Origin of the sequence: Vibrio sp. V42_P2S4T144, from assembly GCF_009904715.1 — a bacterium.
Lineage (GTDB): Bacteria > Pseudomonadota > Gammaproteobacteria > Enterobacterales > Vibrionaceae > Vibrio > Vibrio alginolyticus.
In genome coordinates this window covers 1-5023 of sequence record NZ_WXWS01000061.1, presented here as the reverse complement: position 1 = coordinate 5023, position 5023 = coordinate 1, and the positions used below count along the sequence as shown (strand labels likewise).

Annotated in this window: 5 protein-coding genes; 2 read left to right on the top strand and 3 right to left on the bottom strand. The window is 45.3% G+C overall.

The window, feature by feature from the left end:
* Positions 1-79 precede the first annotated feature (79 nt).
* The 3 genes from treB to gmhB all read right to left on the bottom strand — a co-directional run bounded on the left by treB (position 80) and on the right by gmhB (position 3254).
* A complete protein-coding gene (gene treB / locus CAG68_RS01945) occupies positions 80-1504 on the bottom strand; it encodes a PTS trehalose transporter subunit IIBC (RefSeq protein WP_005381959.1) in 1425 nt (474 codons plus the stop codon).
* A gap of 176 nt (positions 1505-1680) precedes the next feature.
* On the bottom strand, positions 1681-2628 hold the full coding sequence (gene treR, locus CAG68_RS01940; protein ID WP_042521221.1) for a trehalose operon repressor TreR: 948 nt from the start codon (positions 2626-2628) through the stop codon (positions 1681-1683).
* 74 nt (positions 2629-2702) lie between these two features.
* Entirely contained in the window at positions 2703-3254 is a 552-nt protein-coding gene (gmhB, locus tag CAG68_RS01935) for a D-glycero-beta-D-manno-heptose 1,7-bisphosphate 7-phosphatase (RefSeq protein ID WP_005381961.1), read from the bottom strand.
* A gap of 341 nt (positions 3255-3595) precedes the next feature.
* Between gmhB and metN the strand changes: the two genes are divergently transcribed.
* The gene (gene metN / locus CAG68_RS01930) at positions 3596-4630 is read left to right on the top strand and encodes a methionine ABC transporter ATP-binding protein MetN (protein ID WP_005381962.1); all 1035 of its coding nucleotides are present in this window, start codon (positions 3596-3598) and stop codon (positions 4628-4630) included.
* Positions 4620-5023 (top strand): ABC transporter permease subunit (locus CAG68_RS01925; protein ID WP_161440725.1); only part of this gene is annotated, 404 nt, incomplete at its 3' end. The genes metN and CAG68_RS01925, both read left to right, overlap by 11 nt.

Here is a 5023-nt window from a genome sequence, read left to right as displayed (position 1 = left end):
CTCACTTACCAGTAATCGGAAACTTAAAATTTGAAAAGAAAAATAGGAGGAGGCAGCCAAGTCACTGCCTCAAATAGAATTACGCGTTTGCAGGCTCAAGCTCACCTTTGGCTTGTGCACGCTTATAAAGAATTAACGTTAATGCAGCAGGTACCAGCATTGCGACTAACATAGCCAAAGCAAAAATGCCCCAGAACTGCGGTTGGATAGACAAGATGCCCGGCAAACCGCCCACACCGATACCGTTCGCCATTACGCCCGCACTACCACAAATAGCAGCAGCACACGCACTACCGATCATCGCGCTCAGCATTGGGAACTTGTATTTCAAGTTGATGCCGTACATCGCCGGTTCAGTCACGCCAAGGTAAGCAGAGATAGCCGCAGGCACTGAGATATCACGCTCGCCGTGTTTTTTACTGATGATAATGATGCCGACGACCGCAGACGCTTGAGCAATGTTTGAAAGTGCAATCAGAGGCCAAATTGGCGTACCGCCTAGCTCTTGCATCAGTTGAAGGTCTACCGCGTTGGTGGTGTGGTGAATACCAGTAATGACCAATGGCGCGTATAGGAAGCCGAAGATGGTTGAGCCAATCATTGCGAAGTCACCCGTCATGGCTGCTTTTGCTGCGAAAGCAACGCCGTCACCCAACATACGACCGAATGGACCAATGATAGAGTGCGCAAGAATCACAGACACAATGATTGAGACAAACGGCACAACCACTAGGTAAAGGTAAGACGGAATGATGCGTTTTAAGTTGGTTTCAATAAACGCCAGTGCCATACCAGCGAGCATTGCCGGAATCACTTGCGCTTGGTAGCCCACTTTCTCGATGGCGAATAAGCCAAAGTCCCACACTTCGGGTACTTGCTTACCAATCAGGTAGGCGTTCATCAACTGCGGAGAAACCAATGTCACACCAAGCGTGATACCCAGAATCGGAGTACCGCCGAGCTTTTTCACTGTCGACCAACACACGCCAACTGGTAGGAAGAAGAAGATCGCCTCACCAATCAGCCATAAGAAAGAGTGTACCGTTGCCCAAAACTGGCTGATTTCCGTTAGCGTTTGACCATCAAACATCTTGATGTCGCCAATCACGTTACGGAAACCAAGGATCAGACCACCGGTGATGATCGCTGGTAGCAGTGGTACAAAGATTTCTGCAAGGTGGGAAATACCACGCTCAACGATATTCATGTTTTGACGAGCAGCGTTCTTCGCTTCGTCTTTGCTGGCTTCACTTTTACCCGTCAGTCCGATCAGTACCTTGTAAACTTCATCCACTTCAGTACCGATAACCACTTGGAACTGGCCTGCGTTGGTAAAACAGCCCTTCACCATCGGTAATGCTTCTAACTGTTTCGTATCTGCTTTGTCCGTATCATTTAGAACAAAACGCAAGCGAGTTAAACAGTGACTTACACTGGCAATATTGTCCGGCCCCCCGACCAGCTCAATAAGACGCTCCACGTCTTTACGCGCAATCTTACTCATAACTTTGTCCACCCTGTATTGGATACATTCGATTCATCATTTTGTTTTTATAAATGGGAACATTCCCATTTCTTGATTTTAATATTGCCATCCGAAGGCAAAAAACAAAATGGGAACAGTCCCATTAATTGAGAGTGATCACAGTATAATTTTAGAGCAGATCGTTTTAGTGTGGGTCAATAAACGATAGGCTGTTGAGTAAAGTGAACCACTTCCTCATCGCCATTTAATTGATTGATCAGCATGTTAGCGGACTTCTCACCTGCAAGGGTATAACCTGGGTCGACACTAAATACTTTAGGGAAAAGGAAAGAGAGCAATTCATTACCACCAACACCTGTCACAACCACGTCTTCACGTCCTAACTCTTGAAGACGCTTAATCACGCCCAACGCGATAGTGTCACTGGCGCACACGATGGCCTGAGTATCAGATTGAAGGACTTTGTCTACCAACTGATAAGAACTTTCATGGCTCAACTTACCCGTTTGGAAACAAGGTGTAATTTGCTTGCGTTGACACCAAGCTTTATAAGCATTTAGACGAGCTAAGCCAGTGGTTTTGTCTTCAGGATCAACACCAATATAAGCAATGCGAGATAAAGATTGCTGCTCAAGATGAGACAAAGCCATGTCTATCACACCTTGGTTGTCGTAGTTGATCGAAGAAACCATTTGCGTGTCCATCGCGATCACAACGATACGATTCCCCCACTCTGCCAATGCTCGCTCATCACATCCAGTAAAACCAAACACGATCACCCCATCGACGTTGCGACGTTTAAGCACATCCAAATGTTCATTGGTTTTATCGCGATCGAATTGGCTCTCCATGATCACCGCATCATAACCAGCGGAATACAAAGCATTGAGCATTGTACCAACGGCGCGATTTTCTGATGGTGAGTCTAAACGGGAGATGATAACCCCAATAACTTTTTGGCTGCCGCCACGCATTGATTGCGCAGATTTGGACGGCACATAACCAGATTCACGAATGATTTGCTCAACCTTCTCTCGCGTTTGGGGTTTCACTTTTGGATCGTTAGTAAGCACACGGCTTACTGTTGATTTGCCCACGCCTGCCAATTTTGCGATATCAAGAATGGTGAGTTTTTTGCTCATAAGTGTTCAGACTAAAAGAAGGAATCAAACAAAAGGGAAGCAGTGGCTTCCCTTAACTCAGTCAGTAATGAAGATTACTTGTTTAAGTACGCAGGCACATCTGCAATGCTATCTAATACTACCGTTGCAATGGCTTCGCCCTGTTCTGTTACTGGCTTACCAGTGCGAACCAAAATCTTAGTGCCAACGCCTGCCGCTTCTGCTGCCATCATGTCTTCAGCTTTATCGCCGATCATCACAGATTTCTCCATGTCGATCTTCAAGAAGTCACGCGCAGAAATGAACATGCCTGGTTTTGGCTTACGGCACTCACAATCTTGCTTGTACTCGCCAATGCCATGTTCTGGATGATGTGGACAGTAATAGATACCATCGAACTCAACACCATTATCAGCAAAGTTCCAATCCATCCATTGAGTCAGAGACAAGAAACGGTCTTCACTGAATTTACCGCGTGCGATGCCCGATTGATTCGTCACTAACACTAGAAGGTAGCCTTTATCTTTTAGCGCTTTCGTCGCTTCAAATACACCATCAATGTACTCAAAATCATGTTCGTCATGAACGTAGCCGTGGTCAACGTTTATCACGCCATCACGATCGATAAAAACAGCAGGTTTTGCCAAAACGTATTTCTCTATTAACTCGGTTTAATCAGATTATTACATACCTTATAAACTTCAACACTATCTAATTCATTCTTGGCCTCGACAAAACGGTTGATTTGTTGGGCAAGAATCGGTAAACCTGAGGGTGCCCTGCCGTCTACCTCCTGCTTGTTATCTATACATCTTCGTTTCAAAACAGAACATCCATACATTTAGACGTCTAGACGTAAAAATATCTATTGACTTCATTCTGCTTAACCCATAGCATCAACTGAAAATTGAGATAAAGCTCAACATTAAGTTCTGTCAAAGGCCGTTTTTGACAGCGAAGTTCCCCGTATCTTTGGGCAGGTTGAAACATGATAGAAATAAAAAACGTCAATAAAGTGTTCTACCAAGGCAGTAAGGAAATCCTTGCCCTGAAAGACATTAACTTACACATCGACAAAGGCACCATCTTTGGTGTTATCGGTTCATCAGGTGCTGGTAAAAGTACGCTGATCCGCTGTGTCAACATGCTAGAAGCGCCGACCTCTGGTTCCATCATCGTTGATGGTGTGGATCTAACCAAACTCAGTAAAAAACAACTAGTCGAAACACGCCGTAACATTGGCATGATCTTCCAGCACTTTAACCTGCTTTCGTCTCGTACTGTGTTTGATAATGTGGCATTACCCCTAGAACTAGCAGGTAAAGACAAATCGCAAATCACAACAAAAGTAACTGAGTTGCTAAAGCTTGTAGGCTTAGCCGACAAACACGAGAGCTACCCATCTAACTTAAGTGGCGGACAAAAACAGCGTGTGGCAATTGCTCGTGCATTGGCATCCGATCCTAGCGTGCTGCTTTGTGATGAGGCCACTAGCGCACTAGATCCAGCAACAACTCAATCTATCCTTGAGTTATTGAAAGAGATCAACCGCAAACTCAACATCACGATTTTACTTATCACTCACGAAATGGAAGTCGTAAAAAGTATCTGTCACGAAGTAGCAATCATCGGTGGTGGTGAGCTGGTGGAAAAAGGCACCGTTGGCGATATTTTTGCGCACCCTAAGACAGAGCTAGCGCACCAATTCATTCGCTCAACGCTGGATCTTTCCATTCCTGAAGATTACCAAGCTCGTCTGCAAGCAGAGCGTGTTGATGGCAGCTACCCGTTGGTTCGCTTAGAGTTTACTGGCGCAACCGTCGATGCACCGTTAATGTCGCAAATTTCTCGTAAATACAATATTGATGTGAGTATTTTGAGTTCCGACCTTGATTACGCTGGTGGCGTGAAATTCGGCATGATGGTCGCAGAGCTATTTGGTAACGAAGAAGATGACAACGCAGCTCTTGAATACCTTCGTAAGCACAACGTAAAAGTAGAGGTACTTGGTTATGTCCTTTAATACGATTTCTGAATGGCTGAGCTTAAACAGCAAACTACTTTTAGGTGCAACGTGGGAAACGCTTTACATGGTTGCGGTTGCCGGATTAGTCGGCTTTGCTGTGGGTATTCCATTAGGCGTAATCCTCCATATTACTAAGAAAGGCGGCCTACTTGAAAACACCAAACTAAATAGCGGCTTAGGCGCTATCGTTAACATTGGTCGTTCTGTGCCATTCCTCGTACTGATGGTTGCGATTATTCCAGTGACAAAAATGCTAGTTGGAACCTTTATCGGTACAACCGCAGCAATCGTCCCACTGACTATTGGCGCCATTCCTTTTGTCGCTCGTCTTATTGAAGGTGCTTTATTAGAAGTACCGACAGGCTTGGTGGAAGCAGCGCAGTCAATGGG

Coding starts and splice junctions, on each gene's coding strand:
- treB (WP_005381959.1), bottom strand. CDS start 1,504: ATGAGTAAGATTGCGCGTAAAGACGTGGAGCGTCTTATTGAGCTGGTC.
- treR (WP_042521221.1), bottom strand. CDS start 2,628: ATGAGCAAAAAACTCACCATTCTTGATATCGCAAAATTGGCAGGCGTG.
- metN (WP_005381962.1), top strand. CDS start 3,596: ATGATAGAAATAAAAAACGTCAATAAAGTGTTCTACCAAGGCAGTAAG.